Below are 26,997 nucleotides of genomic sequence, written 5' to 3'. Positions count from 1 at the left end.
CCGTAAGCTTTCGCTTAGCGAGTGGTTACCTCGGTAGCAGCGAAGAAGTAAGCGATTTCGCGAGCAGCAGCAGCTTCGGAGTCCGAACCGTGAACGGCGTTGGCGTCGATGGATTCGGCGAAGTCGGCGCGGATGGTGCCTGGCGCGGCTTCTTTAGGGTTGGTGGCACCCATCAGCTCGCGGTTCAGCGCGATGGCGTTCTCGCCTTCCAGAACCTGAACGACCACTGGGCCGGAGGTCATGAAGGCAACCAGGTCACCGAAGAAGCCGCGAGCGCTGTGCTCGGCGTAGAAGCCTTCGGCTTCGGCCTTGGACAGCTGCTTGATTTTCGAGGCAACGATTTTCAGGCCGGCATCTTCAAAGCGAGTGGTGATCTTGCCGATGACGTTTTTGGCGACGGCGTCTGGCTTGATGATCGAGAAGGTACGTTGAACAGCCATGGAAAACTCCAGAATATGAGTGTTACGAAAAATTAAACCCGCGAATTATACGCGGGTTCCAGGGGATTGCCTAACCTGCAGCGTCACGCTTAGTCGGCTTCGTCGATCCAGGCCGCCTGGATGGCCTCGAGGACTTTCTCACCGCCCCGCGCAGGGTCGTCGCTGAATTCTGGCAGGGCCAGCACCCAACGGTGCAGATCGACGAAATTCACGTATTTAGGATCGACTTCCGGCTTGCTTTCTGCAAGCTGAATGGCGATCTCAAGTACATCAATCCATTTCAAGCTCATCTAACGAACCTCAGTGCGGTGCTTCGGCAGCGTGGTTGAGCGAGTACTTGGGGATCTCGATGGTCAGGTCCTGGTCGGCCACGACCACCTGGCAACCCAGTCGGGACTGCGCTTCCAGCCCCCAGGCCTTGTCCAGCATGTCCTCTTCGAGCTCATCGGCTTCTTCGAGCGAGTCGAAGCCCTTGCGCACGATGCAGTGGCAGGTGGTGCAAGCCTTGACCCCGCCGCAGGCGCTTTCCATCTCGATGTGATGATCGTGGGCAAGCTCCAGGATATTGGTCCCGGCAGGCACTTCCACGGTCAGCCCCTCAGGGCAAAACTTTTCATGCGGCAGGAATGTCACCAGCGGCATCGGTTACTCCTCGATCTCATTCAGGTTGCGCCCGGCCAGTGCGGCTTTGACCGTCGAATCAAGGCGACGGGCGGCAAATGCGTCGGTCACCTGCGACAGACGCTTGGTCTGTTGCTCGATGGCAGCGCCATCGGTGCCGGCCAGCAAATCACGTAGTTCTTGCATCTGGAAGGCAATGGCGTCGCGTTCGTCAGCGCTGAGCAGACGCTCGCCATCGGCCTCCAGGGCACCTTGCACCGCTTCGAGCAGCCGTTCGGCATCGACCTGGTGCTCGCGCAACTGGCGGGCGTGCTTGTCGGAGCCTGCGTGCTCGAAGGAATCCTTGAGCATGCGCGCGATTTCACCGTCGGTAAGCCCGTAGGACGGCTTGACCTGAATGCTGGCTTCGACGCCCGAACCCAGCTCGCGCGCAGCGACGCTGAGCAGGCCATCGGCATCGACCTGGAAGGTCACGCGGATCTTCGCGGCGCCGGCAACCATTGCCGGAATCCCGCGCAACTCGAAACGTGCCAGGGAGCGGCAATCGCTGATCAGCTCGCGCTCACCCTGCAGCACGTGAATCATCATGGCCGACTGGCCATCCTTGTAGGTGGTGAATTCCTGCGCGCGCGCCACCGGAATGGTGGTGTTGCGCGGAATCACCTTCTCCATCAGCCCACCCATGGTCTCGAGGCCAAGGGACAACGGGATGACATCGAGCAGCAGCAGCTCGCCACCTTCGCGGCGGTTGCCGGCCAGGGTGTCGGCCTGGATCGCCGCGCCGATGGCGACCACCTGATCAGGGTCGATGGAGGTCAGCGGGGTACGCCCGAACAGTGCGCCAACGGCTTCACGAATACGCGGCACACGGGTAGATCCGCCGACCATCACCACGGCGCCGACTTCTTCGAGCTCGACGCCACTGTCGCGCACGGCCCGGCGGCAGGCCTTTAGGCTACGTGCCACCAGCGGCTCGATCATGGCGTCGAACGCGGCGCGGCTCAGCTCGCCCTGCCAGGCGGCATGACCGACGGTGACGGTGTCGGCATCGGTCAGCGCCTCTTTGGCAGCGCAGGCCGCTTGCAGCAACTGGCGCTGGGTGGCGGGGTCGAGATCGGCGGACAGGCCCGCCTGCTCGATGATCCAGCCAGCGATGGCATGGTCGAAATCATCACCACCCAGCGCTGTATCGCCGCCTGTGGCCAGTACCTCGAAGACCCCGGCGCTCAAGCGCAGGATGGAAATGTCGAAGGTGCCGCCGCCCAAGTCATAGATGGCGACCACGCCTTCGGCGTTCTGGTCCAGGCCGTAGGCCACGGCCGCTGCAGTCGGCTCGTTGAGCAGGCGCAGCACATTGAGGCCAGCCAGGCGCGCAGCATCCTTGGTGGCCTGGCGCTGGGCATCGTCGAAATAAGCCGGCACGGTGATCACCGCGCCCACCAAATCACCGCCGAGGGTTGCTTCGGCACGTTCGCGCAGCACCTTGAGGATATCGGCCGAGACCTCGACCGGGCTCTTCGGGCCTTGCACGGTGTCGATGAACGGCATGTGCGATTCACCGCCGATGAAGCGGTACGGCAGCTGCTCGCCGAGTTGCTTGACGTCAGCCAGACCGCGCCCCATCAGGCGCTTGACCGACAGCACGGTGTTCAACGGGTCGCTGGACGCCGCTTCACGTGCGGCCAGGCCTACCTCATGATGGCCAGCCAGGTAACGCACTGCCGAAGGCACGATGACGTTACCCTGCGCGTCGGGCAGGGGTTCGCTGCGACCGCTGCGCACGGCAGCGACCAGAGAATTGGTAGTACCCAGGTCGATCCCAACTGCCAGGCGGCGCTGGTGGGGTTGGGGAGTCTGACCGGGTTCGGCGATCTGCAGTAGGGCCATGCTTATCTGAATACCTTAGGCGTCATCACGGGCGACACCGGGTTAATCGTCGAGGCGCTCTTCCAGTTGGCGCACTTCTTGGGCGAGCTTGTCGAGGAACTGCATGCGGCGCATCAGGCGCTCGGCCTGGTCGCGCTCGCCAGGCACATCCCAGCAGGCGGCGAAATCGTCGTCCAACTTGGCCTGCGCAACCTTCAAGCGCTGCTTGAACAGCGCCACGCCATCCAGGTCGGCTTCGTCCTGCAAGTCTTCGAGCTCTTCGCGCCACTGCATCTGCTGCAACAGGAAGTCGGGGTCGTGGACCGTCACTTCCTGCGGCACGTCGTGACCACTGATGGCCAGCAGATAGCGAGCGCGACGCGGCGCACTGCGCAGCGTCTGATAGGCGTCATTGAGGGCAGCGGATTTTTCCAGCGCGACCCGCTGCTCACGCTCGGAGGCGTCAGCGAAACGGTCGGGATGGACTTCGCGGGCCAACTCGCGGTAACGAGCGGCCAGCTTGTCCAAGTCCAGGCGGAAGCATGGCTTGAGGTCGAACAACGCGTAATGACAAGGAGTACCCACGTTCAGCCTCAGACGTTGAAGCTTTCGCCGCAGCCACACTCACCGCGCACGTTGGGGTTGTTGAACTTGAAGCCTTCGTTCAACCCTTCCTTGACGAAATCCAGCTCGGTGCCATCGAGGTAGACCAGGCTCTTGGGATCGATGATCACCTTGACGCCGTGGTTCTCGAAGACTTCGTCTTCGGCAGCCAGCTCGTCGACGAACTCCAGCACGTAGGCCAGGCCCGAGCAGCCGGTGGTGCGCACGCCCAGGCGAATGCCTTCACCCTTGCCGCGCCCGTCGAGGGAGCGGCGAATGTGGTTGGCGGCGGCTTCTGTCATGCTGATAGCCATCGGAACTCCTTGACTCTTAGCTTGCAACGGACGGCTTAGACCAAGCCTTTTTTCTGCTTGTAGTCGCGAACGGCTGCCTTGATGGCATCTTCGGCGAGTACCGAGCAGTGGATCTTCACCGGCGGCAACGCCAGCTCTTCCGCCAGTTGGGTGTTCTTGATGGTTTCGGCTTCGTCCAGGGTCTTGCCCTTCATCCACTCGGTGGCGAGGGAGCTGGAAGCGATGGCCGAACCGCAGCCATAGGTCTTGAACTTGGCATCTTCGATGATGCCCTGCTCGTTGACCTTGATCTGCAGACGCATCACGTCACCACACGCTGGTGCACCGACCATGCCGGTACCGACATCAGGGTCCTCGGCGTTCATCTTGCCGACGTTGCGTGGGTTTTCGTAGTGGTCGATGACCTTTTCACTGTATGCCATGGTGCAATTCCTTCCTCATCAGGGAGCCGCTCTTGCTGGCGACTGCTTAGTGGGCGGCCCACTCGATCTTGGAGATGTCAACGCCGTCTTTGTACATGTCCCACAGCGGCGACAGCTCACGCAGTTTGTTGACGGCCTCGCAGACTTTCTGCGCGGCGTAGTCGACTTCTTCTTCGGTGGTGAAGCGACCGAACGAGAAGCGGATCGAGCTGTGCGCCAGCTCGTCGTTGCGACCCAGCGCACGCAGCACGTACGAAGGCTCGAGGGATGCCGAGGTGCAGGCCGAACCCGAGGATACCGCGATGTCCTTGAGCGACATCAGCAGCGACTCGCCTTCGACATAATTGAAGCTCAGGTTCAGGTTGTGCGGTACGCGGGCAGTCTTGCTGCCGTTGACGTACAGCTCTTCAAGGTCCGAAACCTGGGCGAAGAAGCGATCGCTCAGGGCCTTGATGCGCTGGTTTTCCGCGGCCATTTCCTGCTTGGCGATGGCGAAGGCCTCGCCCATGCCGACGATCTGGTGGGTCGGCAGTGTGCCCGAACGCATGCCGCGCTCATGGCCGCCGCCGTGGATGATGGCCTCCAGACGTACGCGCGGCTTGCGGCTGACGTACAGCGCGCCGATACCTTTGGGGCCGTAGGCCTTGTGCGCGGAAAACGACATCAGGTCGACCTTGAGCTTCTGCAGGTCGATGTCGACCTTGCCTGCCGACTGCGCAGCGTCGACGTGGAACAGCACACCGCGCGAGCGGGTCAGTTCGCCGATGGCAGCGATGTCATTGATCGAGCCCACTTCGTTGTTCACGTGCATCAGCGACACCAGAATGGTGTCATCGCGCAGCACGGCTTCGACCATGGCCGGGGTGACGATGCCGTCTTCGCCCGGTTCCAGGTAGGTGACTTCGAAACCTTCGCGCTCGAGCTGGCGCGTGGTGTCCAGGACCGCCTTGTGCTCGATCTTGGAGGTGATGATGTGCTTGCCCTTGGTCTGATAGAAGTGCGCCACACCCTTGATTGCAAGGTTATCGGACTCAGTGGCACCACTGGTCCAGACGATTTCGCGTGGGTCCGCGTTGATCAGCTCAGCGACCTGGCGACGGCCATTCTCGACCGCTTCTTCGGCTTTCCAGCCAAACACGTGGGAGCGCGAGGCCGGGTTACCGAAGTTGCCGTCGACCAGCAGGCAGTCGGCCATCTTCTGGGCGACACGGGGGTCGACCGGCGTGGTAGCGGAGTAATCGAGGTAGATCGGCAACTTCATGGGTATCTCCTATCAGGCGGTGGCGTCGCTCGTGACTGCCAAGGGTCAGTCGACGGCGGACGTCTCAATCTTGTCCAGCTGGGCGGAACGGCCTGCGACACGTCGCAGGTCCTGGCGCTGGGCGACTTCCTGCACCTCACGGCGGGTGACGAGGTCGGCCAGGCTGATGCCACTGAGAAACTCATGGATCTGCTGGCTGAGGTCGCACCACAGGTGATGGGTCAGGCAGGTGTCACCGGCATGGCAATCCCCGAGGCCCTGGCAGCGCGTGGCATCGACCGACTCGTTGACCGCGTCGATCACCTGCACCACCTGGATGCTCGCCATGTCGCGCGACAGCTGATAGCCGCCGCCCGGACCGCGCACGCTGGATACCAGGCTGCTGCGGCGCAGCTTGGCGAACAGCTGTTCCAGATAAGAGAGGGATATGCCCTGGCGCTCGGAAATGTCGGCCAAAGACACCGGCCCCTGCTGCGCGTGCAGTGCCAGGTCGAGCATGGCAGTCACAGCGTATCGGCCTTTGGTAGTCAATCGCATGGCTAATGGGTACCACGGGAGTTACGGGATGAGTGCGAGTATGCGATTCCCGAGCATTTAAGTCAACTATTAGACCTACTGCTTTGGTCGGGTATGCATCGGCGGGGCGGGCGCGATTGTAGCAGCAAAGGGGCGCCAGCACACGCCCCTTTGCCCAGCCCGCCTCGACGCGGCGCGATCAATGCGGTTGAGTGTCGCGCTTGGCCGCCTGGGCCTGTTCGGTGAATTCATCCTCGGGCAGCTTGGGCAACTCCTTGGCGCAGAAGTCGCTGCCCATGCGGGTCAGCGCGCCACACATGCCTTCCAGGCGCTCGTCGACCGCCTGCAGGTGATCGAGCATCTGCCCGATGGCGCGGGCAACCGGGTCTGGCATGTCGCCGCTGACACCATAGGCGTCGAAGCCGATTTTCTCGGCCATGGCCTTGCGCTTGGCCTCGACTTCGGTGTCTTCGCTCTTGACGATGATGCGCCCCGGAATACCGACCGCGGTGGCGCCGGCGGGTACGGCCTTGGTCACCACCGCATTGGAGCCGATCTTGGCCCCTGCACCCACGGTAAAGGGCCCCAGCACCTTGGCACCCGCCCCTACCACCACGCCGTTTTCCAGGGTCGGGTGGCGCTTGCCTTTATTCCAGCTGGTGCCACCCAGGGTAACGCCTTGGTACAGCGTGACATCGTTGCCGATCTCGGCCGTTTCGCCGATGACGATGCCCATGCCGTGGTCGATGAAGAAGCGCCGGCCAATGGTTGCGCCCGGATGAATCTCGATGCCGGTCATCCAGCGCCCGAAGTTCGACACCAGGCGTGCCAGCCACTTGCAGTCGCGCCGCCACAGCGCGTTGCCCAGCCGATGCAGCCAGATCGCGTGCATACCGGGGTAGCAGGTCAGCACCTCGAAGGCGTTGCGCGCTGCCGGGTCGCGATGGAACACACTTTGAATATCTTCACGCAGACGTTCGAACATCTGTCAGTCCTTCCGTTTATGCGGCTCGCCACGGACCACTTTCTGGGTCTCGGTGAGAATGCCGCGCAAAATGCTCATTTCCGGGCGATTGACCGCGCTGCGCCCATACAAACGGCGCAGGCGCGCCATCAGGTGCTTGGGCTTTTCGGGGTCGAGGAAGCCGATGTCCACCAGGGTTTTTTCCAGGTGGTCATAGAACAGCTCCATCTCGTCCATGGTCGCCAACTCGTCGCCGTTGGCGTCGGACTTCTCGACTTTCGCCGCCGCACCGTCGGCTGCCAGCCAGGCCATGCGCACCTCGTAAGAGAGCACCTGGACCGCTGCAGCCAGGTTCAGCGAGCTGAAGTCGGGGTTCGAGGGAATGTGCACGTGGAAATGACATCGCTGCAGTTCTTCGTTGGTCAGGCCGGCGTGCTCGCGCCCGAACACCAGGGCGATGTGCTCACCGCCGCCAGCGTGCGCCACGGCTTTCGCGCCGCACTCACGTGGGTCGATCAACGGCCACGGAATGCTGCGCTCGCGGGCGCTGGTGCCCATGACCAGGCTACAGCCGACCAGCGCCTGCTCAAGGCTGTCGACCACCTGGACGTTGTCCAGAATGTCATCGGCGCCGGAGGCACGCGCGGTCGCCTCGGCCGCCGGGAACGCTTTTGGCTGCACCAGCACCAGACGCGACAAGCCCATGTTTTTCATGGCACGTGCAGCGCCGCCGATGTTGCCGGGGTGGCTGGTATTGACCAGAACAACACGAATATTTTGCAGCAAGGTGTTGTGCTCACAGATGCAGTTGCGGGGAGGTTCGATCTTACAGAACCGACCAGCGTAACGCCACGAAAGCAAATGTGACACTTCTGCCGCCAAACTTTTCTGTTAGAATGTTCGGCTTTCTTCTTTAACATCTCCAGGTGACCCGCCCATGCAGCCTATGCTGAATATCGCCCTGCGCGCCGCTCGCAGCGCCAGTGAACTGATTTTCCGCTCCATCGAACGCCTGGATAGCATCAAGGTCGACGAGAAAGAGGCCAAGGACTACGTTTCCGAGGTTGATCGCGCCGCCGAGCAAACCATCGTCAACGCCCTGCGCAAGGCCTACCCGAACCACTCCATCCAAGGTGAAGAAACCGGCTTGCACGCTGGCACCGGTGAAGAAGGCAAGGACTACCTGTGGGTCATCGACCCGCTGGACGGCACCACCAACTTCCTGCGTGGCATTCCGCACTTCGCGGTCAGCATCGCCTGCAAGTACCGCGGTCGCCTCGAGCACGCCGTGATCGTCGACCCAGTGCGCCAGGAAGAATTCACCGCCAGCCGTGGCCGTGGTGCCCAGCTCAATGGCCGCCGCCTGCGCGTCAGCTCGCGCACGAGCCTGGATGGCGCCCTGCTGGGTACCGGTTTCCCGTTCCGCGACAGCCAGATGGCCGACATGGACAACTACCTGGGGATGTTCCGCGCCTTGACCGGCCAGACCGCCGGCATCCGCCGCGCCGGCTCCGCCAGCCTGGACCTGGCCTACGTCGCTGCCGGTCGTTTCGACGCCTTCTGGGAGTCGGGTCTGTCCGAGTGGGACATGGCAGCAGGCGTGCTGCTGATTCAAGAAGCCGGTGGCCTGGTCAGCGACTTCAACGGCGGCCATGACTTCCTCGACAAGGGTCATATCGTCGCTGGCAACATCAAGTGCTTCAAGGCCGTGCTGACCGCTATCCAGCCGCACCTGCCAGAGAGCATGAAGCGCTAGGCGCAGAGCCATGGCGAAAAAAAAGCACCCTCGGGTGCTTTTTTTTGCTTGGTGGCCTGCAACGACTGTGTCAGATCATTGGCCAGCGTCGCTCAGGACGAGCTTGCCATTCTTGTCCAGCGGGATGGTCGAGCCTGGCTCGCGATCCATCTTCACCTGACCCACCTGATCGCCGATGGTGTACTTGACGCTGTAGCCCACCACCTTTTCGCTGATGTCATTGACGGTGTTGCAGCGCGTCTGCGTCGTGGTGTAGGTATCACGCTGCTGCATGCCTTCCTGCACCTTGTTGCCGGCATAGCCACCACCCACCGCACCGGCCACGGTCGCGATCTTCTTGCCTGTACCACCACCGATCTGGTTACCCAGCAAGCCGCCTGCCAAGGCACCTACCACGGTACCTGCGATCTGGTGCTGGTCCTTGACCGGCGCCTGACGCGTCACCGCAACATCCTTGCACACCTCGCGGGGCGTCTTGACCTTCTGCTTGATCGGTTGAACATCGGTGACCTGGGCATAATCGGGCCCTTTGTTCACCAAGCTGTAGGTTGCGACAGCACCTCCGGCAGTCACACCGACAGCACCCAGCACAGCACCTACCAGCATTGATTTGTTCACATGAACCTCCTGATCTTACCCCGCGGGGCTCACCCGCCTTCACCCTGCCTTGGAGCAAAAAAAAAGGCGCGAGTTCAACACTCGCGCCTTGGGGTCGCCGAACGGCGTGGCCTAGCCGTTAGGGACGGTCATCCACACCTTCGCTTTTCGCAGGCGGAATCAGGTCTTCGCTGTTCAAGTTCAGCCAGATCAGCACCACGTTGGCGATGTAGATCGACGAGTAGGTACCGGCCATGACGCCGATGAACAAGGCCAACGAGAAGCCGAACAGGTTGTCACCGCCGAAGAACAGCAGCGCAGCGATCGCCAGCAGGGTCGAAACCGACGTGGCGATGGTCCGCAGCAGGGTTTGGGTGGTGGAAACGTTGATGTTCTCGATCAGCGACGCCTTGCGCATGACGCGGAAGTTTTCTCGCACCCGGTCGAACACGACGATGGTGTCGTTCAACGAGTAGCCGATGATGGCCAGCACCGCCGCCAGCACCGTCAGGTCGAACGTGATCTGGAAGAACGAAAGGATACCCAGGGTCACGACCACGTCATGGATCAGCGAGATAATCGCACCCACGGCGAACTTCCACTGGAAGCGGAAGGCCAGGTAGATGAGGATGCCGCCCAGCGCCAGCAGCATGCCGAGGCCACCTTGGTCACGCAGCTCTTCCCCAACCTGTGGGCCGACGAACTCGACACGCTTGACGGTGGCCGGGTTATCGCCCCCAGCCTTCTGCAACGCGGCGGCGACCTTGTTACCCAGTTGCGGGTCGTCGCCGGGCATGCGCACCAGGAGGTCGGTGGTCGCACCAAAGCTCTGCACCACGGCCTCGTGGAAACCGGAGTCGACCAACTCGGCGCGCACCGCCTTGAGGTCGGCCGGGCGTTCGTAGGTCAGCTCGATCAGCGTACCGCCGGTGAAGTCCAGGCCGAAGTTCAGGCCTTTCTGCCACCAGCTGAACAGCGCCAGCACGGTGAGGAGTACGGTAATGGCGAACGCGACATTGCGCACGCCCATGAAGTTGATGGTTTTCATCGCAGCTCCCTCAAACCCACAGCTTCTTGATGTCACGCCCGCCGCAGGTCAGGTTGACCATTGCGCGGGTCACCATGACGGCGGTGAACATCGAGGTGAAAATCCCGAGGGACATGGTGACCGCAAAGCCCTTGACCGGGCCGGTGCCCATGGCGAACAGGATGCCGCCGACCAGCAGGCTGGTCAGGTTGGCGTCGATGATCGCGGTGTAGGCGCGGTTGAAACCTTCATGGATGGCGCGCTGGACCGACATACCGGATTTGAGCTCTTCGCGGATCCGCGAGAAGATCAGCACGTTGGCATCGACCGCCATACCCATGGTCAGGACGATACCGGCGATGCCTGGCAGGGTCAGGGTTGCACCGAGCAGCGACATCAGCGCCAGCAGCAGCACCATGTTCCCGGCCAGGGCGATCGTGGCGATCACACCAAAGCCGCGGTAGATGGCGATGATGAACAGCGATACGAACAACATGCCCCACAGCGACGCGTCGACACCTTTGGTGATGTTGTCGGCACCCAAGCTTGGGCCAATGGTACGTTCTTCGGCAAAGTACATCGGCGCCGCCAGACCACCGGCACGCAGCAGCAGGGCCAGTTCAGAGGATTCACCCTGACCATTGAGGCCGGTGATGCGGAACTGGCTGCCCAGTGGCGACTGAATGGTCGCCAGGCTGATGATCTTCTTCTCTTCCTGGAAGCTCTGCACGGCGACGTCTTTTTCGACGCCATTGACAGTCTGCTTGACGTAGCGGGTGACGGGCTTCTGCTCGATGAAGATCACCGCCATGCTGCGCCCGACGTTGCTGCGGGTGGCACGGCTCATCAGCTCGCCACCGTGGCCATCGAGACGAATGTTCACCTGCGGGCGACCGTGTTCGTCGAAGCTGGCCTGGGCATCGGTGACCTGGTCACCGGTGATGATCAGACCGCGCTCCACGGCAGCGGAGCGATTGCCCTCGCGGAACTCGAACACCTCGGTAGTGGCCTTGGACGCACCGGGCTCAGCGCCAAAGCGGAACTCCAGGTTGGCGGTCTTGCCGAGAATACGCTTGGCTTCGGCAGTGTCCTGCACGCCTGGCAACTCGACCACGATGCGGTTGGCGCCCTGACGCTGTACCAGCGGCTCGGCCACGCCCAGCTCGTTGACGCGGTTGCGCACGGTGGTGAGGTTCTGCTTGATCGAGTATTCGCGGATCTCGGCGACTTTCGCCTGGGTCAGCGCCAGACGCAGCACGGCAAGCTCGTTACGCTCGCTGGTGGTCAGGTCGAAATCATTGAAATTCTTGCGGATCAGGGCACGCGCCTGTTCGCGGGTGGCATCGTCGGAGAAGCCCAGCATCACCGCGCCATCCTGCTGCGGCAGGCTGCGGTAGCGGATGCGCTCTTTGCGCAGCAAGGTCTTGACCTCGCCCTCGTAGACTTTCATGCGGGCGCTCATGGCCTTGTCCATGTCCACTTCCAGCAGGAAGTGCACACCACCGGACAGGTCCAGGCCGAGCTTCATCGGGCTGGCGCCCAGGTTGCGCAGCCACTGCGGAGTGGTCTGAGCCAGGTTCAGCGCCACGACATAGTCATCGCCCAGCGCCTTGCGCACCACATCCTTGGCTGGCAGTTGATCTTCCTGGTTGTTCAGGCGGATCAAGCCACTGCCCTTCTCACCCAGGCTTGCGCCCTTGACGGTGATGCCAGCGTCGACCAGCGCTTTGCTGACACGGTCGAGGTCGGCCTGGTTGACCTGCAGCGCCGAACTGGCACCGCTGATCTGCACCGCCGGATCATCCGGGTAGAGGTTGGGAGCGGAATAAATGAAACCGACCGCCAGTACCAGCACGATCAGTGCGTATTTCCACAGAGGGTATTTGTTCAGCATCACGCCGCCCGTTCAAGACGCGGGGCGCTTTGCGCGCCCCGACTGGAAAAAATGAAACCGGTAACTCAGATAGCCTTGAGCGTACCTTTTGGCAGGGTCGCCGCGATGGCACCCTTCTGGAACTTCAGCTCGACGGTGTCGGAAACTTCCAGCACCACGAAGTCATCGGAAACCTTGACGATCTTGCCGGCGATGCCGCCGTTGGTGACAACTTCGTCACCTTTTTGCAAGTTGCCCAGCAGGTTCTTCTGCTCTTTGGCACGCTTGGCCTGCGGGCGCCAGATCATCAGGTAGAAGATGACCAGGAAACCGACCAGGAAAATCCACTCGAAGCCGGTACCGGCTGGGCCAGCGGCGGGGGCTGCAGCGTCCGCGTATGCGGCGGGAATCAAGAAGCTCATTGGGCACTCCTAATGTAATTTTCTAATAATGGATGCGAACAGTCAGTCCAAAGGCGGCACAGCAAGCCCGCGCTTGGCGTAGAAGGCGTCGACGAAGGCGGCCAATTTACCCTGTTGAATAGCCTCGCGTAAACCGGCCATCAAGCGCTGGTAATGGCGCAAGTTGTGGATGGTGTTGAGCATGCTGCTGAGCATTTCACCGCACTTGTCCAGATGGTGCAGATAAGCGCGGGAGAAGTTGCTGCAGGTGTAGCAGTCACAGGTTGGATCGAGCGGCGAATCATCGTGGCGATGAAACGCATTGCGGATCTTGATCACCCCGGTATCGACGAACAGATGGCCGTTGCGCGCGTTGCGCGTGGGCATCACGCAGTCGAACATGTCGACGCCGCGGCGCACACCCTCAACCAGATCCTCCGGTTTGCCTACCCCCATAAGGTAACGAGGTTTGTCAGCCGGCATCTGGTCAGGCAGGTAGTCGAGCACCTTGATCATTTCGTGCTTCGGCTCACCGACCGACAGGCCACCGATGGCCAGGCCGTCGAAACCGATATTCTCGAGGGCTTCCAGCGAGCGCATGCGCAGGTCCTGGTACATGCCGCCCTGGACGATGCCGAACAGCGCCGCGGTATTGTCGCCGTGGGCATTCTTCGAACGCTGGGCCCAGCGCAGCGACAGTTCCATGGAAGTGCGCGCAACATCATGCTCGGCCGGATACGGCGTGCACTCATCGAAGATCATCACGATGTCCGAGCCCAGGTCGCGCTGCACCTGCATGGACTCTTCCGGGCCCATGAACACCTTGGAGCCGTCGACCGGCGAGGCGAAGGTCACGCCTTCTTCCTTGATCTTGCGCATCGCACCGAGGCTGAACACCTGAAAGCCACCGGAGTCGGTCAGGATCGGGCCTTTCCACTGCATGAAGTCGTGCAGGCCGTTGTGCTTCTTGATCACCTCGGTGCCTGGACGCAGCCACAGGTGGAAGGTGTTGCCCAGAATGATCTCGGCGCCAATGGCCTCGATGTCACGCGGCAGCATGCCTTTGACCGTGCCGTAGGTACCCACCGGCATGAACGCCGGGGTTTCGACCGTGCCACGGGGGAAAGTCAGCCGACCGCGACGGGCCTTGCCGTCGGTGGCCAGCAGTTCGAACGACATTCGACAGGTGCGACTCATGCTTGATCCTCAGGGCCGCGTGGCGCCGGATTGCGGGTGATGAACATGGCATCACCGTAACTGAAGAAGCGGTAACCGTTATCGACCGCCGCCGCATAGGCAGCCATGGTCTCGGGGTAACCGGCGAAGGCCGAGACCAGCATCAGCAGCGTGGACTCCGGCAGGTGGAAGTTGGTGACCAGGGCATCGACCACATGGAACGGCCGACCTGGGTAGATGAAGATGTCGGTGTCACCACTGAAGGGCTTGAGCACGCCGTCGCGCGCTGCGCTTTCCAGCGAACGTACGCTGGTGGTGCCCACGGCAATCACCCGTCCGCCCCTGGCCCGGCAAGCGGCGATGGCATCGACCACCTCCTGGCTGACCTCGAGCCACTCTTTATGCATGTGGTGGTCTTCGATGTTGTCGACCCGCACCGGCTGGAAGGTGCCGGCGCCCACGTGCAAGGTGACGAAGGCCCGCTCGACGCCCTTGGCAGCGATCTGCTCGAGCAACGCCTGGTCGAAGTGCAAACCGGCCGTGGGCGCCGCGACGGCGCCGGCGCGTTCGGCGTAGACGGTCTGATAGCGCTCACGGTCGGCGCCCTCGTCCGGGCGATCGATGTAGGGTGGCAATGGCATGTGGCCGACACGTTCGAGCAGCGGCAGCACCTCTTCGGTGAAGCGCAACTCGAACAGCGTGTCGTGACGGGCGACCATCTCGGCCTCGCCGCCGCCATCGACAAGGATCACCGCACCCTCTTTGGGCGCCTTGCTGGCGCGCACGTGGGCAAGCACGCGATGATTATCGAGCACGCGCTCGACCAGCACTTCGAGCTTGCCGCCCGAAGCCTTCTGGCCAAACAACCGCGCCGGAATCACCCGGGTGTTGTTGAACACCATCAGGTCGCCGGGCTGCAGGTACTCGAGCAGATCAGGGAATTTCTTGTGCGCCAGCGCCCCGCTCGGACCATCGAGGACCAGCAGTCGGCTGCCATGGCGCTCGGCCAGAGGGTGGCGGGCGATCAGGGAATCGGGGAGTTCGAAGGAAAAATCGGCGACGCGCATGATGATGTTCGGGTTCGACAGGGCCGGGAAGTTTAGCCCAAAGTGTGAAAATTCACCATGAAAGCCGATTGACCGCTCTCAGCGACCTCTCTATACTGCGCGCCACAGCCCTGATGGCGGAATTGGTAGACGCGGCGGATTCAAAATCCGTTTTCGAAAGGAGTGGGAGTTCGAGTCTCCCTCGGGGCACCAAAATCCAGAAAAAACCGACCTTATGGTCGGTTTTTTTTTGGCCGCCATCTGCGCCTCAACCCACCGGGCGGCCCGCGTCGATCCAAGCCTGTACCTGCTTGAGCGGCAGTCGGTAGCGAGCGCAGTTATGCAAACCCAGAACCTCCAGTTCGCTGCGCAGCAGCGGCGCGAATTCCGCGGGCGTGGCAACAGCAAGCGCCATCTCCTCCATTGCCTGCTCGACCGTAACACCCTCACGCACCACCGCATTGATGGCTTCATTCAACAGCTCGCGGTATTGCAACCGGACGGGGTCAGGTACGCCCATCGCTTCAAGCATGACGCCATATTTGGCAATCGATCGACGATAGACCCAGGTGAACACGTCAGCTGCCATGGCCATGTCACGCTGCTCGTACACCCCCATCATCGCCAAGGCATAATCCTCACGCCCAACATCCAGGAATGACAACGGCGAGCAGTTGTAAAGCATCAGCGGGATATTGGCTGCCAGTCGGCTGGTGCGCTTGTTGCCGACCTCGAACGGCTGCAGATACGCCAAGTTGACCCACAGGAAAAAAGCCGCTTCGATCGGATTTTTGGTATCCAGCAGCGTGTAGCGGTTACCTTCCAAGCGCGAAGACGACCACGATAAATCGATCAGAAATGGCTCCAGCACCTTACGGGCGTATGTCCCTGCGGGCTGCTGCCCACGCATGCGCCCCTCTGCTTCCAGAGCAACTGCCAAGTCTGCGCCTAGCCACGACGACTGGTTGGGCCTATAGCTGTCGACCAGGTCTCGCTGATACGTCACCGCGTCTCGCATCGCCAGTGGGCGAAGCAACAACTCACGGAGCATGAGGCTTTCGCGCGTCCAGGGTATCGCGGCAACTGCGGCTACTTCATTTGTAATGGGGATAGCTGATGCGTTGCTCAGGCGGTAGCGGGTTGTACGCCCGTCTTTCTCGCGTACGACATAACCGGCCGTCAGTAAAGGTTCAGGTGCCGCTTTACCGTCGACCAGCTTGCGCCTGTCTGTTGGCTCAATTCGCGAGAGCTCAGTCTTTGGGCTACTCGCAATGCACTCAAGATTTTATCTGGCAACGTCATGACACCCTCTACTCACAGCTCACTGAGCTCAATGCAGCTCAATGCAGCTCAATGCAGCTCAATGCAGCTCAATGCAGCTCAATGCAGCTCAATGCAGCTCAATGCAGCTCAATGCAGCTCAATGCAGCTCAATGCAGCTCAATGCAGCTCAACAATGAGCTGAGTCCATCCATCTCCAATCAGCAACCGTTGTGTGCCGACTTTGACGCCATCCCAACGACTGACCCCTAACCCCCGCATCGCTTAATTCAATTAGCCCTACGTAAAATGATGGCATTAAGCTGTCACTCGTCGGTTATATGCCAAAAGTATTGCCACAATGATGTCACTTGGCCATATTTGCGATCCCGTTCAATAACCCATGCGTGACCCATGAACAAACTGGCGCCCTGTGTGGCAGCAATGACGCTGCTGAGTGGGTGCAATGGAATGCCGACCGCTTATGTTTCAGACCCCGTCTACGACCAAGCTTTCGTGGTGACCTCAGGCGCTCCCCTGCCGATGCTGATGATGGCCAGTGCCATCCAATGGAATGAAGACTACGCCGTGACTGCCAAGCACACCCCGTTCTTGCCGAACGTGGTGCACAAGGGCTTGGGCGATGTGGTGTTCTTCAAGCACAAGGCCAGCAAGGTGCCGCAATGGCGCCAGTTCGTACCGGGCGAGTCGGTGACGGCGGTCGGCTTCAACAGTTTCATGGTGCCGGTGCAGGGCAAAGGCCATACCCTGGACTCGCTGGTACGCCTGAACGGCACGCCAGGCAGTGTGTTCTACTCAGTGCACGACGGCCCGCTGGTCAAGGGCATGTCGGGCGGCCCGGTGTTCGCCGACGATGGCAAGGTGGTCGGGATGAATGTCGCCTTCATCGCCAAGGACGGAATCGACGCGCGCAGTCGCCCGGACCTGGCCGACAAGGCGCGGGTCAGCGTGTTCATGTCATACAGCGAAATCGACAAGGAATGGCGCCGCTTCCAATACCTGGCCAACAAAGGCAAGGGCAATGGCGCACCGGTTGCGGTCAAGGGCTATGTAGCGGTGGCCAGCAAACCATGACGACGCGCCCGTCAGGCCGAAGGTTCGGCCTGACGGGCCGCTGCCGCTACGACCAGGCAATTGCGCCCCGCGCTCTTGGCCTGGTACAGCGCCATATCGGCGGCATGCAACCAGGCTTCGGCATCGGTCAGATCGCTGCGATAGGGTGCGACGCCGATGCTCACGGTCAACGCCAGCTGCGGCAGTGCCGCGTCGCGGAAAGCCTCGATGGCCTGGCGTAGCCGCTCGAGAATCTCCAAGGCCTGCTCGGCGTTGGTGTCAGGCAGCATCACGCAGAACTCATCGCCCCCATAGCGCGCGGCGACATCGCGCTTGCGTACATGCAGCGACAGGCTGGCACTGATCACGCGCAGAATGTTGTCGCCCACCAGGTGGCCGTGGCGGTCGTTGATCTGCTTGAAATGGTCGATATCGATCAAGGCCAGATAGCTGCTGGCGGCATTTGCCTGACAGCGGGCGAATTCACGCAGCAGCATGCCTTTCCAGGCACCGTGATTGCTCAAGCCGGTCAGGCTGTCGGTCTCGCTCAAACGGGCCAGGGCGCGCTTGTGCCTGGTCAACTGCACGGTGACCTGGTAACAGACCATGCCCACAGCCATCGGATAGATCAGCAGAATGGGCAGGCAGGCCAGCACCTGCGCCTGGGTCGTTTGTGGGAACAACGGCGGTGCATAGAGCCACAAGCCCAAGGCAATGCCTGTCGCTTGCATGATCAAGGTCTTGACCAGCATGCGCCAACCGCCTGCAGCGATCTTGTCCATGGCGATCATCGACAGGATGATCACGCTGGGCAATGGGTTGAGCCCCATTACCCCGGCCCAGCAACCGCCGGAAAACCCGTCGAACAACAGGTTGCGCTGTTCGGCACGAAACGGCTGTGCCGAACCGCGCGCGATCAGGTACGCCAGGTGCGGCCAGACGAAGCCATGGCCGATCAGCAAGGCCCATATCCAGCCACTGGGTTGCAGCGGGTAGATGCCAATCGATACGCAGAAAAACCCCAGCCCCGTACCGATAGCACGGGGCAGGTACATGCGTTTGGCAAAAGAGAGGCCTCTGCCCCTGCGCTCGTTCATCGCCGGATCACCGAGAAATTGCTGTCCTGGAGGCGCCGGACAGGCAGTCAGACGGATAGCGCCTGACGGTTCGGCGGAGAAGGCATTGTGCCATCACTCGATCGCGGGCACCAAACCTGGCGGACGAAATGCGAGCCGAGCGTGCAATCCTGCCACCTGCGAGGAGCTCCTCGGGTTCATCCGATTGCCCTGCCCAACCTCTTGCAACATCACTGCGCGAACCTTCCCCCGCCCTCGACGTCCGATCCATCATCCCCGCGATTCTTCGAGGCCCCTCGCGTGAAAGACGTCATCGCCCGCAAATATCGCCTGGTCGTCAAGACGTTCGGCTACATCGGCTGGTCGCTGCTGTGGCTGTTGCTCTGGGACGTGCTGGTCACCATCGACTTCATGCTGTTTCTCGACAGCCAATTCAGCCTGCCGCTGATCCCGCTGACCTTGCTCGGTTCCGCGCTGGTGGTCTTGGTCAGCTTTCGCAACAGCAGCGCCTACAACCGCTGGTGGGAAGCGCGCACGTTGTGGGGCGCGCTGGTCAACAGCTCGCGCAGCTTTGCCCGGCAGACGCTGACCTTGATCGATGATCCGGCCGATCAACTCAACCCGGTCAAGGCAACGCTGCTGCGCCGGCATATTGCCTATGTGAACTGCCTGGCGGCGCACCTCAAGGGCGAGGCGTGCCCCGATGAGCTGATGGCTTTCATCCCGCCTGGTGAGTTCGAACGGCGCAACCGCTCGAACAACTTCGCCAACGACATTCTCAGCGGTTCGGCAGCGCTGCTGGCCCGCGAATACCAGGCCGACCGGCTCGACAGCATTCGCCTGGCGCGCCTGGAATCGACCCTGGTCGACTTGTCCAATGCCCAAGGCGGTATGGAGCGCATCGCCAATACGCCCCTGCCCTACCCGTATGTGTATTTCCCGCGCCTGTTCATCACGCTGTTCTGCCTGATCGTGCCGGTGGGACTGGTCGAATCGCTGGGCTGGTTCACGCCGCTGGCATCCACCGTGGTGGGCTTCATGCTGCTGGCGATCGAGCGGATCGGCACCGACCTGCAAAGCCCGTTTCGCACCAGTGAGCACCAGATCAAGATGGACGCGATCTGCGAAACCATCGAGCGCAACCTCGAGTCGATGCAGCGCGAGGCCCAGTGTGGCGAGGTGGTGCAGTAATGGCGGCGGGTCGATCAAGCCCGCACGTAGCGCTGGCGCAGCACGTCGCTACAGGCATCCACCAGCAAGACCAGCACCAGCATGGCGATGATTACCGTGCTGGCCTGCGCCTCCTGGAACAGGCTCAGTGTGGTGTAGAGCAGCTGCCCCAGGCCGCCCGCGCCGACGAAGCCCAGCACGCTGGCCATACGGATATTGTTCTCCCAGCGGTACAGGCTGTAGGCGAGCAGCTGCGGCCACAGGTTCGGCAGGGTTCCGAAGCAGAACGCCGCGACTTGCCCGCCACCCTGCAGGCGGATCGCCGCAGCGGGTGCTTCGGGTGCGTTTTCCAGCGCTTCGGCAAACAGGCGCCCCAGCACCCCGGCAGTGTGCAGCGCCAGCGCCAGGGTGCCGGCATTTGGTCCCAGGCCCGCCGCCAATACTGTCAGCGCCGCCCACACCAGTTCCGGGATCGCCCGCAAGGCGTTGAGCAGCAAGCGCGCCAGCGACTGCAGCGGCCAACCGAAACGCCCCGCCGCCGGCAACGCCAACAGCAGGCCCAGGAGCATCGCCAGCAAGGTGCCCATGCCGGACATGGCCAGCGTTTCCACGGCGCCGCGGCCCACCGCCTGCAGGTGCTCGACGGACAGGTCCGGCTGCAGGAAGCGCGCAGCGTATTCGCCCATCTGCCCGAGCCCGCCGTCACCGATCACGGCATGCCAGTCCAACTCGAGGTAGCTGAATGACGCCAGCACCGCCGCCAGGATGCCCAGCAGCACGGCTGCATTGATCAGCCGATTCATGCCAGCCTCCCGCGCAGGAAGCGGCTGAGCAGATCGGCCAGCATCACCAGCACCAGGAACGCCAGCAGCATGCTGGCCACCTCGCCCCCGGCGAACATGCGCATGGACAGATCAATCTGCTGGCCAAGCCCGCCAGCACCGACGAAGCCCATCACCACCGAGGCGCGCACGGCACATTCCCAGCGGTACACGCTGTAGGACACCACCTCGGCCGCTGCGCTGGGCAAGATGCCGTAGAAAAACGCCGTCAACCGACCGCTGCCCGCCTGCAGCAGGGCATGTGCGGGGCGTTGATCGACCGACTCGAAGATCTCGGCGTAGACCTTGCCAAGCATGCCGCTGTAGGTGATGGCGATGGCCAGCACGCCGGCGGTCGGCCCCAAGCCCACGGCGCGCACGAACAACAGTGCCCAGACGATCTCCGGCACGCTGCGCAGAAAGATCAGCATACCGCGCACCGGCAGGCGCAGCAGGCGCGACCAGGCGCCAGCGCGACCGCCGTCGCTAGCGGCGCGCAACGACAGCGCGCGGCTGGCCAGCAGGCTGGCGGGAATCGCCAGCAACAACGCCAGCGCCATGCCGGCAGTGGCCACGGCGAGGGTCTGCAAGGTGGATGCGTAGAGCAGTTGGAGGAATTCACCGCTGTGCGCCGGCGGCCAGAAGCCGCGGGTGAAGCTGGCGATCTGCTGACGGTTGTCCGCTTGCACCAGCACGCCAGGGTTCAGTTCGCTCAGGTGCAAGCCGGGCCACAGCACAGCAATCGCCAACAGGGTCAGCAACAGCCGGGGCACGCTGGCTGGATCGCGCGCATCGGTTTTCAGCATCGCGGGATCTGTACCGTCAGCGCCGCGCCCTCGGGCGCGATGGGCGAAGCCAGATGTTCATTGGCATACAGCGCCTGCAGCAACGGCTCGCTGACCGCCTCGGCCGCGCAGTCGAAGGCGACCTGGCCATCGCGGATACCGATCACACGGGGAAAATGGGCCAGCGCCAAGTCCACCGCATGCAGACTGGCCACCAGCGTAACGTTGTGGGCCAGCGCATGCCGATTGAGCAGCGCCAGGCTGTGTTCGGCCAGCACCGGATCCATCGCCGAAACTGGCTCGTCGGTCAGCAGCACCTGCGGCCGTTGATACAGCGCCCGGGCAATACCGACCCGCTGCAATTGGCCACCGGAGAGCTGCCCGCACTGCACGAACAGCTTGTCAGCCAGGCCCAGTTCGGCAAGCACCTGGCGTGCCCCGGGCACATCGGTGGGCCAAAGCAGATTGAGCAAGCCGCGCAAGGTGCCCCACTGCCCCAGGCGGCCCGCCAACACCGCAGTCACCACGCGCTGGCGCGGCGGCAAAGGCGGCGCCTGATGAACCAGGCCGATGTGCGTACGCAGGCGCTGGCGGGCTGCGGCAGACAGGGCCCAGGGCTGCTCACCGAGCACCTGCAGCTGCCCATTGCTGGGTTTGAGCGCGGTGGCCATCAGCTGCAACAGGCTGGACTTGCCAGCCCCCGACGGGCCGATGATGGCCACGCGTTCGCCTTGGCCAATGCGCAAGCTGATGGCGTCCAGCGCGCGCACCTGGCCATGGCGCAGGCCGGCGCCCTGTAGCTCGATAGTCACTTGAGCAAGCCGGCCTCGCGCGCGGCTTGCTCGGTGCCGAGGTAGTTCTCAGGCTCGGTTTCGATGAAGCGGCTGGCGGCTTGCAGGTCAAGAATCGCCTTGTGCTGCGGGTTGGCCGGGTCGAGGCTGAGGAACGCCTGCTTGATCTTGTCCTTGAGCGCCGGGTCCATGTTGCCGCGCACGGTCCAGTTGTAGTCGAAGTAGGTCGGGGTAGTGGCAAATACCTTGACCTTGCTGGTGTCGACCTTGCCGGCATCGACCAGCTTCTGCCAGACACTGGCGTTGAGTACACCGGCATCGACCTTGCCGGCCTGGACCCAGGCCACGGTGGCATCGTGGGCGCCAGAGTAGGCCACGCGGCTGAAATAGCTTTCTGGCTTGATGTTGTCCTGCTTGAGCATGAAATAACGCGGCATCAAGCTGCCAGAGGTGGATGAGATCGAACCGAAGGCGAACGACTTGCCCTTGAGGTCGGCCAAGCTAGTGACGGCCGGGTCGGCGGTGATGAACTTGGAGGTGAACTGCGCATCCTGCTCGCGCTGCACCAGCGGCGTGGCAGTCGGGTCCTTGAGGTGGACCTGGACGAAGGTGAAGCCGCCCAGCCAGGCCATGTCGAGGCGATTGCTGGCCAGCGACTCGACCACTGCCGGGTAGTCGGCCACCGGCACGAACTTCACTTGCATGCCCAACTGCTCGGACAGGTACTTGCCCAGCGGCTCGAACTTGCGCAGCAGTTCGGTCGGCGCTTCGTCGGGAATGGCGCTGACGCGCAAGGTATCGGCAGCCTGCGCGACAACCGCACAGCACGACAGCACAAGGCCGGCGGCAAGCGCCAGAGGACGTTTGAGCATGGGGCTTCTCCATGGAGCAGCTTCAAGCGATGCGCTTCAAGCTACAAGAATGACAATGGGCGATGCTTCGACTTGCGGCTTGCAGCTTGTCACTTACCGCTAGCAACTGCGGGGAATTATAAGAGGCGCAGGCGCAAAGGCCAGCTTTGCTACAATCGCGCAACAAATTGACCTGCCGAGGTATCCATGAGCGAGCCGATTCGCCTGACCCAGTACAGCCACGGCGCCGGCTGTGGCTGCAAGATTTCCCCCAAGGTGCTGGACGTCATCCTGGCCGAAAGCGGTACCCAGGCTCTGGACCCGAAACTGTGGGTCGGCAACGCCTCGCGTGACGATGCCGCGGTGTACGCCCTGGACGACGAACGCGGCGTGGTCTCGACCACCGACTTCTTCATGCCGATCGTGGATGATCCGTACGATTTCGGGCGCATCGCCGCGACCAATGCGATCAGCGACATCTATGCCATGGGCGGCGATCCGTTGATGGCCATCGCCATTCTCGGTTGGCCGGTCAATGTCCTGCCGCCAGAGGTTGCCCGTGAGGTGATCCGGGGCGGCCGGGCGGTGTGCGCCGAGGCCGGCATCCCCTTGGCCGGCGGCCACTCCATCGACGCCCCCGAGCCGATCTTTGGCCTGGCAGTGACCGGCGTGGTGAGCAAGCGCCACCTCAAGCGCAACGACACGGCAACCGCAGGCTGCCGCCTGTACCTGACCAAGCCGCTGGGCATCGGCATTCTCACCACTGCCGAGAAAAAGGCCAAGCTGCGCGAGCAGGACCAGGGCCTGGCGCGCGACTGGATGTGCACCTTGAACACGCCCGGCAGCCGTTTCGGCAAACTCGACGGGGTCAAGGCGATGACCGACGTGACCGGCTTCGGTTTGCTGGGTCACTTGGTAGAACTCGCCGAAGGCAGTGGGCTTACCGCTCAACTGGACTACGCTGCCGTGCCGCGCCTGCCGAGCGTCGAGCACTACCTGGCCGAAGGTTGCATCCCTGGTGGCACGCTGCGCAATTTCGACAGCTATGGGCACAAGCTCGGCGCGCTGAGCGACGAGCAGAAACACCTGTTGTGCGACCCGCAGACCAGCGGTGGTCTGCTGGTGGCAGTCAGCGAACAGGGTGACGCCGAATTCCTTGCCGTGGCTGCCGAACTTGGCTTGCAGCTGTCGCCCATCGGCCAATTGGTCGAGCGACAGCGTCACGCGGTCGAGGTGCATTGATGCGCCACGACTGCACCGAGTTTCGCCAGCTGTTTCTCGCCGACACGCCGCTGATGGACATGCGCGCGCCAGTGGAATTCGCCAAAGGCGCCTTCCCTGGCACCGTCAACCTGCCGTTGATGACCGACATTGAGCGGCAAAAGGTCGGCACCTGCTACAAGCAGCAAGGGCAAGCCGCGGCGATCACCCTCGGCCACCAGCTGGTCAGCGGCGCGACCAAACGCGAGCGCCTGCATGCCTGGGCCAGTTTCGCCAAGGCGCACCCCGAAGGTTACCTGTACTGCGCCCGCGGCGGGCTGCGCTCGCTGATTGTGCAGCAGTGGTTGCGCGATGAGGCGGGCATCGACTATCCGCGCATCAAAGGCGGCTACAAGGCCATGCGCACGTTCCTGCTGGAAACCACCCAGCAGGCCGTCGCGCAGTGTGATTTCGTGCTCGTCGGGGGCCTGACCGGCACCGGCAAGACCGACGTGCTGCACCAACTGAGCAACGTGCTTGATCTTGAAGGTCACGCCAACCATCGAGGCTCCAGCTTCGGCAAACGCGCCACTGCACAGCCGGCGCAGATCGACTTCGAGAACAAGCTGGCCATCGATCTGCTGAAAAAGCGCGCCCGCGGCATCGACCAGTTCGTGCTGGAAGACGAAGGGCGCATTGTCGGCAGCTGTACCGTGCCGCTGGAGCTGTATCAGGGCATGCAGCACTATCCGTTGGTATGGCTGGAAGACAGCTTCGACAACCGGGTCGAGCGCATCTTGCGTGATTACGTGATCAACCTCAGCGCCGAATTCATCGACGTGCATGGCCCGCAGGACGGGCGCCTGCGCTTTGCCGCACGCATGACGCAAAGCATGAGCAACATTCACAAACGTCTGGGCGGTGAGCGTTATCAGCGGCTGTCAGCGCTGCTCAACCAGGCCCTGGATGAGCAATTGCGCTCCGGCGCGGTAGACCTGCACCGGGGCTGGATCGAAGGGCTGCTCAAGGAATACTACGACCCGATGTACGCGTATCAGCGCGATGCCAAGGCTGAGCGAATCGAGTTCGCCGGGGATGGCGTGGAGGTGCGCGAATACCTCAAGGCCCGCGCCCAACGCGAAGCAAAATCGCCGTCAATCTGAGCGCTGGCGTAAACCACGTAAACCCATAGCCGCTTCGGCGCAGATCACTGCCCGGGGCTGAGCACCCGCTCCAGCTCCGCCGCACGCTCGCGGGTCATGTTCATCATGCACATCCCGCCTTCCAACTGCGCCATACTGCCGCCACTGGCCTTTACATGGAATGCGCAGTTGGCGTCGCGGTAGGCGATCCATTGCCGCTGCACATCGCGCAAGCTCTTCTTCGGCCCTGATTCGAGTGTGCTGGTGAGTTGCTTGTAGGCCCGGTTCAGGCGTTGGTCCTGAAGTCGGGTCTCGGCCTGGACGCAACTGCTCATGGCCAGCGTGCTGGAGGCGTTGTCCATGCACTCGCGGTAAGACGATGATTGGTCATCGGCCTGTGCCAGCGGCGCGATGACAGCCAGCAATGCAAATAGTGTCCTAGTCACGGCACACTCCTCACAACGTTTGGATGGGCGCCGAGGGCATCAACACCCTACCCGGTTCGAATTGTATAGCTGGCATCTGCGTGGCGGCGTAAGCGGTCGCTGCCAGCGCCGCGATCAAGGCGACATCCAGCCAATTCCAACCCGGAACGTCGTCGCGACTGCGCGCCTTCCAGCACTGCCACGCCTGGCCTGCGCAAAATAGGGCGATCGCCGTCAACCACAGGTAGAAACCTGCACCGAAGCCCGTACGATCGGTGAACTCGTAGCTGATGTTGTTCGGCAGGCGCTCGATGGCAAAGCTGCTAGCGGCCAGGTACAACGCGCCCAACCCAAGCAGCAGCGCCAACCGACGAAAGCGCCGATGGCAAAGGATCGCTACCGCCAAAAGTGGATTGGCGAACCACTGGAGCATCCCGAAGGGAATGCCCCAGGGGCCGTACAGGAACATCTGCAGGGCGGGCATGTGTCGGCCGGCGCTCATCAGGGCGCCGTCGAAGGCTAGGCTAAGCAGGTACAGAGCAAGGCTAAGCGTAAGGTAGAACCCAGGCAGGCGGGATACGCTCATGCGACGGGAGGTTCCAGCAGCAGGCCATAGATACCCGAGTCGGTCAGCTCGCCAGCCACGCACCAACGCGCCCGCAGCGTGCCTTCGAGTACGAAGCCCTGACGTTCCAAGGTACGCGCCGAGCCCTGGTTGCGTGGGTCGATCTCGCCTTCGAGGCGGCGCATGTGCAGGGTGTGGGCGATGTAGTCGATGAAGCAGGTCAGCGCTTCGTCCATGTAGCCCCTGCCCTGCACGGCGCTGGCCAGGCAGTAGCCGATTTCGCCACGGCGCGAGATTTCGTCGATGTTGAACAGCTGGACCATGCCGATCAATTCGCCGTTGTCGCGGCGGTACATGCCGAGCTTGAGCTGGTCGCCGTTGGTGTAGGCCTCGCGGTCGGCGGCCAGGGCGCTTTCGGCTTCGGCCAGGTTTTGCCAGGGGGCATGGTGCCAGTAACGCATGACCTCGGGGTCGGCCATGATCGTCAGCCATTGCGCGGCGTCGGCGTGGCGCATCGGCCGCAGTTGCAGGCGTGGGCTGTCGAGGCAGAGGTCAGTCGGAAAACTGCGGGGTGGGGTCACGCCGGATCTCCTGTCCATTGCTGGGGAGATGACAGTTTAACGTGATGTGGGGGCTGCGGGTGTATGTCTTGGGGGTTGTGGTGGGGCGGATATCGAGCGCCGCCCGCGCGGCGCATCGCGAGCTGCGCTCGCTCCTACGTTTGTTTCGGGCCAGTGACGCCTGTGACGGAAGCGCGCGACCGCCTTGGGGTACGACGCGATATCGCGCCAGGCGCCAGGGCGTACGCGCGCTAATTCCCCGGGTTAAATTGGCCCGAAACACATGTATGTCTTAGGGGTTGGGGTGGGGCGGATATCGAGCGCCGCCCGCGCGGCGCATCGCGAGCTGCGCTCGCTCCTACGTTTGTTTCGGGCCGGTGACGCCTGTGGCGGA

The 26,997-nt window shown here is 62.5% G+C and carries 32 protein-coding genes and 1 tRNA gene; 6 read left to right on the top strand and 27 right to left on the bottom strand.

The features are described 5' to 3' along the window. Window positions 1-14 precede the first annotated feature (14 nt). The 11 genes from ndk to trmJ all read right to left on the bottom strand — a co-directional run bounded on the left by ndk (window position 15) and on the right by trmJ (window position 7,793). The gene (gene ndk / locus ACLEJW_RS01115) at window positions 15-440 is read right to left on the bottom strand and encodes a nucleoside-diphosphate kinase (RefSeq protein WP_128322646.1); all 426 of its coding nucleotides are present in this window, start codon (window positions 438-440) and stop codon (window positions 15-17) included. Between the two features lie 89 nt (window positions 441-529). Then, entirely contained in the window at window positions 530-730 is a 201-nt protein-coding gene (gene iscX / locus ACLEJW_RS01110; RefSeq protein ID WP_440776869.1) for a Fe-S cluster assembly protein IscX, read from the bottom strand. Between the two features lie 10 nt (window positions 731-740). After that, on the bottom strand, window positions 741-1,082 hold the full coding sequence (gene fdx, locus ACLEJW_RS01105) for an ISC system 2Fe-2S type ferredoxin (protein WP_027913689.1): 342 nt from the start codon (window positions 1,080-1,082) through the stop codon (window positions 741-743). Window positions 1,083-1,085: 3 nt separating this feature from the next. Beyond that, a complete protein-coding gene (hscA, locus tag ACLEJW_RS01100; RefSeq protein WP_145185070.1) occupies window positions 1,086-2,948 on the bottom strand; it encodes a Fe-S protein assembly chaperone HscA in 1,863 nt (620 codons plus the stop codon). Window positions 2,949-2,990: 42 nt separating this feature from the next. Next, entirely contained in the window at window positions 2,991-3,512 is a 522-nt protein-coding gene (hscB, locus tag ACLEJW_RS01095; protein WP_440776868.1) for a co-chaperone HscB, read from the bottom strand. An 8-nt stretch (window positions 3,513-3,520) separates the two neighbouring features. Further along, window positions 3,521-3,844, bottom strand: coding sequence for an iron-sulfur cluster assembly protein IscA (gene iscA, locus ACLEJW_RS01090; protein WP_145185065.1), 324 nt, complete (start codon window positions 3,842-3,844; stop codon window positions 3,521-3,523). A gap of 35 nt (window positions 3,845-3,879) precedes the next feature. Next, window positions 3,880-4,266 (bottom strand): Fe-S cluster assembly scaffold IscU, encoded by a 387-nt coding sequence (iscU, locus tag ACLEJW_RS01085; protein WP_010452756.1) that lies wholly within the window; start codon window positions 4,264-4,266, stop codon window positions 3,880-3,882. Between the two features lie 46 nt (window positions 4,267-4,312). Next, complete coding sequence (locus ACLEJW_RS01080) at window positions 4,313-5,527, bottom strand: IscS subfamily cysteine desulfurase (protein WP_145185062.1); 1,215 nt, start codon at window positions 5,525-5,527, stop codon at window positions 4,313-4,315. A 45-nt stretch (window positions 5,528-5,572) separates the two neighbouring features. Further along, complete coding sequence (gene iscR / locus ACLEJW_RS01075; RefSeq protein ID WP_145185059.1) at window positions 5,573-6,064, bottom strand: Fe-S cluster assembly transcriptional regulator IscR; 492 nt, start codon at window positions 6,062-6,064, stop codon at window positions 5,573-5,575. Between the two features lie 178 nt (window positions 6,065-6,242). After that, complete coding sequence (gene cysE / locus ACLEJW_RS01070) at window positions 6,243-7,028, bottom strand: serine O-acetyltransferase (protein WP_440776867.1); 786 nt, start codon at window positions 7,026-7,028, stop codon at window positions 6,243-6,245. Between the two features lie 3 nt (window positions 7,029-7,031). Then, window positions 7,032-7,793, bottom strand: coding sequence for a tRNA (cytosine(32)/uridine(32)-2'-O)-methyltransferase TrmJ (gene trmJ / locus ACLEJW_RS01065; protein WP_440776866.1), 762 nt, complete (start codon window positions 7,791-7,793; stop codon window positions 7,032-7,034). 151 nt (window positions 7,794-7,944) lie between these two features. On the opposite strand from trmJ, the gene suhB reads away from it, so the two are divergent. Further along, complete coding sequence (suhB, locus tag ACLEJW_RS01060) at window positions 7,945-8,763, top strand: type III secretion system regulator SuhB (RefSeq protein WP_145185050.1); 819 nt, start codon at window positions 7,945-7,947, stop codon at window positions 8,761-8,763. 75 nt (window positions 8,764-8,838) lie between these two features. On the opposite strand, the gene ACLEJW_RS01055 is transcribed toward suhB, so the two are convergent. The 6 genes from ACLEJW_RS01055 to queA all read right to left on the bottom strand — a co-directional run bounded on the left by ACLEJW_RS01055 (window position 8,839) and on the right by queA (window position 14,904). Beyond that, the gene (locus tag ACLEJW_RS01055; RefSeq protein WP_440776865.1) at window positions 8,839-9,381 is read right to left on the bottom strand and encodes a glycine zipper 2TM domain-containing protein; all 543 of its coding nucleotides are present in this window, start codon (window positions 9,379-9,381) and stop codon (window positions 8,839-8,841) included. Between the two features lie 118 nt (window positions 9,382-9,499). Beyond that, window positions 9,500-10,408 carry a protein translocase subunit SecF gene (secF, locus tag ACLEJW_RS01050; protein ID WP_145185044.1) on the bottom strand — a complete coding sequence of 303 codons (909 nt, stop codon included), beginning with the start codon at window positions 10,406-10,408 and terminating at the stop codon, window positions 9,500-9,502. A gap of 10 nt (window positions 10,409-10,418) precedes the next feature. After that, window positions 10,419-12,281, bottom strand: a complete 1,863-nt coding sequence (gene secD, locus ACLEJW_RS01045; RefSeq protein WP_145185041.1) for a protein translocase subunit SecD — start codon at window positions 12,279-12,281, stop codon at window positions 10,419-10,421. A gap of 65 nt (window positions 12,282-12,346) precedes the next feature. After that, a complete protein-coding gene (yajC, locus tag ACLEJW_RS01040) occupies window positions 12,347-12,682 on the bottom strand; it encodes a preprotein translocase subunit YajC (RefSeq protein ID WP_056795769.1) in 336 nt (111 codons plus the stop codon). Between the two features lie 42 nt (window positions 12,683-12,724). Then, window positions 12,725-13,840 carry a tRNA guanosine(34) transglycosylase Tgt gene (gene tgt / locus ACLEJW_RS01035; protein WP_178108308.1) on the bottom strand — a complete coding sequence of 372 codons (1,116 nt, stop codon included), beginning with the start codon at window positions 13,838-13,840 and terminating at the stop codon, window positions 12,725-12,727. A gap of 14 nt (window positions 13,841-13,854) precedes the next feature. Further along, window positions 13,855-14,904, bottom strand: a complete 1,050-nt coding sequence (queA, locus tag ACLEJW_RS01030; protein ID WP_440776864.1) for a tRNA preQ1(34) S-adenosylmethionine ribosyltransferase-isomerase QueA — start codon at window positions 14,902-14,904, stop codon at window positions 13,855-13,857. 107 nt (window positions 14,905-15,011) lie between these two features. Here queA and ACLEJW_RS01025 point away from each other — a divergent pair. Then, window positions 15,012-15,096, top strand: a tRNA-Leu gene (locus ACLEJW_RS01025). A gap of 55 nt (window positions 15,097-15,151) precedes the next feature. Here ACLEJW_RS01025 and ACLEJW_RS01020 read toward each other — a convergent pair. Then, window positions 15,152-15,934, bottom strand: a complete 783-nt coding sequence (locus ACLEJW_RS01020; RefSeq protein ID WP_440776863.1) for a Fic family protein — start codon at window positions 15,932-15,934, stop codon at window positions 15,152-15,154. 128 nt (window positions 15,935-16,062) lie between these two features. Further along, the gene (locus ACLEJW_RS01015; protein ID WP_409520646.1) at window positions 16,063-16,185 is read right to left on the bottom strand and encodes a winged helix-turn-helix domain-containing protein; all 123 of its coding nucleotides are present in this window, start codon (window positions 16,183-16,185) and stop codon (window positions 16,063-16,065) included. A 429-nt stretch (window positions 16,186-16,614) separates the two neighbouring features. Here ACLEJW_RS01015 and ACLEJW_RS01010 point away from each other — a divergent pair, with 429 nt between their 5' ends. Further along, window positions 16,615-17,238, top strand: coding sequence for a serine protease (locus tag ACLEJW_RS01010; protein WP_256675024.1), 624 nt, complete (start codon window positions 16,615-16,617; stop codon window positions 17,236-17,238). Window positions 17,239-17,249: 11 nt separating this feature from the next. Here ACLEJW_RS01010 and ACLEJW_RS01005 read toward each other — a convergent pair whose 3' ends face one another. Continuing rightward, window positions 17,250-18,272: a diguanylate cyclase gene (locus tag ACLEJW_RS01005; RefSeq protein ID WP_306102574.1), complete on the bottom strand. Its 1,023-nt coding sequence runs from the start codon at window positions 18,270-18,272 to the stop codon at window positions 17,250-17,252. Between the two features lie 321 nt (window positions 18,273-18,593). On the opposite strand from ACLEJW_RS01005, the gene ACLEJW_RS01000 reads away from it, so the two are divergent. Next, window positions 18,594-19,484 carry a bestrophin family protein gene (locus ACLEJW_RS01000; RefSeq protein WP_440776862.1) on the top strand — a complete coding sequence of 297 codons (891 nt, stop codon included), beginning with the start codon at window positions 18,594-18,596 and terminating at the stop codon, window positions 19,482-19,484. 14 nt (window positions 19,485-19,498) lie between these two features. Here the strand turns inward: ACLEJW_RS01000 and phnE are convergent, their stop codons facing one another. From phnE to ACLEJW_RS00980, 4 genes are read right to left on the bottom strand one after another with little or no spacing between them, the layout of a single operon-like run. Further along, complete coding sequence (phnE, locus tag ACLEJW_RS00995) at window positions 19,499-20,266, bottom strand: phosphonate ABC transporter, permease protein PhnE (protein WP_145185022.1); 768 nt, start codon at window positions 20,264-20,266, stop codon at window positions 19,499-19,501. Then, complete coding sequence (locus ACLEJW_RS00990; protein ID WP_145185019.1) at window positions 20,263-21,090, bottom strand: PhnE/PtxC family ABC transporter permease; 828 nt, start codon at window positions 21,088-21,090, stop codon at window positions 20,263-20,265. Before ACLEJW_RS00990 ends, phnE begins: the two co-directional genes overlap by 4 nt. Continuing rightward, a complete protein-coding gene (locus ACLEJW_RS00985; RefSeq protein WP_313456163.1) occupies window positions 21,084-21,881 on the bottom strand; it encodes a phosphonate ABC transporter ATP-binding protein in 798 nt (265 codons plus the stop codon). The genes ACLEJW_RS00990 and ACLEJW_RS00985 overlap by 7 nt, the downstream gene beginning before the upstream one ends. Next, on the bottom strand, window positions 21,878-22,732 hold the full coding sequence (locus tag ACLEJW_RS00980; protein WP_313456165.1) for a putative selenate ABC transporter substrate-binding protein: 855 nt from the start codon (window positions 22,730-22,732) through the stop codon (window positions 21,878-21,880). Before ACLEJW_RS00980 ends, ACLEJW_RS00985 begins: the two co-directional genes overlap by 4 nt. A gap of 186 nt (window positions 22,733-22,918) precedes the next feature. Between ACLEJW_RS00980 and selD the strand changes: the two genes are divergently transcribed. Together selD and mnmH are read left to right on the top strand one after the other, a co-directional pair. Next, window positions 22,919-23,953 (top strand): selenide, water dikinase SelD, encoded by a 1,035-nt coding sequence (gene selD / locus ACLEJW_RS00975; RefSeq protein WP_440776861.1) that lies wholly within the window; start codon window positions 22,919-22,921, stop codon window positions 23,951-23,953. Beyond that, window positions 23,953-25,074 (top strand): tRNA 2-selenouridine(34) synthase MnmH, encoded by a 1,122-nt coding sequence (gene mnmH, locus ACLEJW_RS00970; protein WP_440776860.1) that lies wholly within the window; start codon window positions 23,953-23,955, stop codon window positions 25,072-25,074. Before selD ends, mnmH begins: the two co-directional genes overlap by 1 nt. A gap of 44 nt (window positions 25,075-25,118) precedes the next feature. Here mnmH and ACLEJW_RS00965 read toward each other — a convergent pair whose 3' ends face one another. The 3 genes from ACLEJW_RS00965 to ACLEJW_RS00955 form a co-directional block, all read right to left on the bottom strand. Beyond that, entirely contained in the window at window positions 25,119-25,415 is a 297-nt protein-coding gene (locus ACLEJW_RS00965) for a lysozyme inhibitor LprI family protein (protein WP_313456183.1), read from the bottom strand. 94 nt (window positions 25,416-25,509) lie between these two features. Next, window positions 25,510-26,049, bottom strand: coding sequence for a hypothetical protein (locus tag ACLEJW_RS00960; protein WP_313456185.1), 540 nt, complete (start codon window positions 26,047-26,049; stop codon window positions 25,510-25,512). An 11-nt stretch (window positions 26,050-26,060) separates the two neighbouring features. Beyond that, complete coding sequence (locus ACLEJW_RS00955) at window positions 26,061-26,624, bottom strand: GNAT family N-acetyltransferase (RefSeq protein ID WP_145185004.1); 564 nt, start codon at window positions 26,622-26,624, stop codon at window positions 26,061-26,063. Window positions 26,625-26,997: the final 373 nt, after the last annotated feature.

This window comes from Pseudomonas sp. SMSB3 (genome assembly GCF_052041965.1).
In the GTDB taxonomy this organism is placed as follows: domain Bacteria; phylum Pseudomonadota; class Gammaproteobacteria; order Pseudomonadales; family Pseudomonadaceae; genus Aquipseudomonas.
The sequence above is the reverse complement of the archived record's forward strand: the minus strand, read 5'-3'. Positions and strand labels throughout refer to the sequence as shown.

Bases quoted from the DNA above. Each gene is read 5' to 3' on its own strand.
- ndk (WP_128322646.1), bottom strand. From the start codon at position 440: ATGGCTGTTCAACGTACCTTCTCGATCATCAAGCCAGACGCCGTCGCC.
- iscX (WP_440776869.1), bottom strand. From the start codon at position 730: ATGAGCTTGAAATGGATTGATGTACTTGAGATCGCCATTCAGCTTGCA.
- fdx (WP_027913689.1), bottom strand. From the start codon at position 1,082: ATGCCGCTGGTGACATTCCTGCCGCATGAAAAGTTTTGCCCTGAGGGG.
- hscA (WP_145185070.1), bottom strand. From the start codon at position 2,948: ATGGCCCTACTGCAGATCGCCGAACCCGGTCAGACTCCCCAACCCCAC.
- iscA (WP_145185065.1), bottom strand. From the start codon at position 3,844: ATGGCTATCAGCATGACAGAAGCCGCCGCCAACCACATTCGCCGCTCC.
- iscU (WP_010452756.1), bottom strand. From the start codon at position 4,266: ATGGCATACAGTGAAAAGGTCATCGACCACTACGAAAACCCACGCAAC.
- ACLEJW_RS01080 (WP_145185062.1), bottom strand. From the start codon at position 5,527: ATGAAGTTGCCGATCTACCTCGATTACTCCGCTACCACGCCGGTCGAC.
- iscR (WP_145185059.1), bottom strand. From the start codon at position 6,064: ATGCGATTGACTACCAAAGGCCGATACGCTGTGACTGCCATGCTCGAC.
- cysE (WP_440776867.1), bottom strand. From the start codon at position 7,028: ATGTTCGAACGTCTGCGTGAAGATATTCAAAGTGTGTTCCATCGCGAC.
- suhB (WP_145185050.1), top strand. From the start codon at position 7,945: ATGCAGCCTATGCTGAATATCGCCCTGCGCGCCGCTCGCAGCGCCAGT.
- secF (WP_145185044.1), bottom strand. From the start codon at position 10,408: ATGAAAACCATCAACTTCATGGGCGTGCGCAATGTCGCGTTCGCCATT.
- secD (WP_145185041.1), bottom strand. From the start codon at position 12,281: ATGCTGAACAAATACCCTCTGTGGAAATACGCACTGATCGTGCTGGTA.
- yajC (WP_056795769.1), bottom strand. From the start codon at position 12,682: ATGAGCTTCTTGATTCCCGCCGCATACGCGGACGCTGCAGCCCCCGCC.
- tgt (WP_178108308.1), bottom strand. From the start codon at position 13,840: ATGTCGTTCGAACTGCTGGCCACCGACGGCAAGGCCCGTCGCGGTCGG.
- queA (WP_440776864.1), bottom strand. From the start codon at position 14,904: ATGCGCGTCGCCGATTTTTCCTTCGAACTCCCCGATTCCCTGATCGCC.
- ACLEJW_RS01020 (WP_440776863.1), bottom strand. From the start codon at position 15,934: ATGCTCCGTGAGTTGTTGCTTCGCCCACTGGCGATGCGAGACGCGGTG.
- ACLEJW_RS01015 (WP_409520646.1), bottom strand. From the start codon at position 16,185: ATGACGTTGCCAGATAAAATCTTGAGTGCATTGCGAGTAGCCCAAAGA.
- ACLEJW_RS01010 (WP_256675024.1), top strand. From the start codon at position 16,615: ATGCCGACCGCTTATGTTTCAGACCCCGTCTACGACCAAGCTTTCGTG.
- ACLEJW_RS01005 (WP_306102574.1), bottom strand. From the start codon at position 18,272: ATGTACCTGCCCCGTGCTATCGGTACGGGGCTGGGGTTTTTCTGCGTA.
- phnE (WP_145185022.1), bottom strand. From the start codon at position 20,266: ATGAATCGGCTGATCAATGCAGCCGTGCTGCTGGGCATCCTGGCGGCG.
- ACLEJW_RS00990 (WP_145185019.1), bottom strand. From the start codon at position 21,090: ATGCTGAAAACCGATGCGCGCGATCCAGCCAGCGTGCCCCGGCTGTTG.
- ACLEJW_RS00980 (WP_313456165.1), bottom strand. From the start codon at position 22,732: ATGCTCAAACGTCCTCTGGCGCTTGCCGCCGGCCTTGTGCTGTCGTGC.
- selD (WP_440776861.1), top strand. From the start codon at position 22,919: ATGAGCGAGCCGATTCGCCTGACCCAGTACAGCCACGGCGCCGGCTGT.
- mnmH (WP_440776860.1), top strand. From the start codon at position 23,953: ATGCGCCACGACTGCACCGAGTTTCGCCAGCTGTTTCTCGCCGACACG.
- ACLEJW_RS00965 (WP_313456183.1), bottom strand. From the start codon at position 25,415: ATGGACAACGCCTCCAGCACGCTGGCCATGAGCAGTTGCGTCCAGGCC.